Raw genomic sequence first — 488 nt, 5'->3', positions numbered from 1 at the left:
TTAAACTCCGCATTTTTATCGATACAAGCTCGGTTGAGTTCTTTATAAATGATGGGGAATTAGTCTTTTCAGAACGCTACTATACTGAGCATGAACCAAGGATAGTTTTAACTGCAGATAAGCCAGTTATGACTCAAATAACTGCGTATAATTTAAGCAAATAGTATTAAGCTTATTGGTCTAAAAATTGAATCAACAATATTGATGATTATTTACTAAGGCTTGGTGTCGATACGCAATCGGCATCAGGCCNCAGCATGATGGAATATTGTTGCGTTTAAAAAATAAGTAGCCAAGAACTATTTACAAACAGCAGATTCTTCTATAGTATTATTTTTATTTAATAAATATTTAATTTTATTAGAAAGGCAACACGATGACGTTATCAGGACTGATTAAAGTCAATAATAAGCGCGCTCTTTGTGTGATTTTGCTGTACTTCGTATACGCTGTTACTGGAACGCTTGATCTATATATTTATCAATACG

General features: G+C 32.9%; 1 protein-coding gene. It reads left to right on the top strand.

Translation table 11 applies throughout. The features are described from left to right. Positions 1-11: 11 nt before the first annotated feature. The gene (locus tag CRG87_RS07955; RefSeq protein WP_322862757.1) at positions 12-164 is read left to right on the top strand and encodes a GH32 C-terminal domain-containing protein; all 153 of its coding nucleotides are present in this window, start codon (positions 12-14) and stop codon (positions 162-164) included. Positions 165-488: the final 324 nt, after the last annotated feature.

It is taken from the genome of Lactobacillus apis, assembly GCF_002837055.1.
In the GTDB taxonomy this organism is placed as follows: Bacteria; Bacillota; Bacilli; order Lactobacillales; family Lactobacillaceae; genus Lactobacillus; species Lactobacillus apis.
This window is presented reverse-complemented; position numbering and strand designations above follow the sequence as displayed.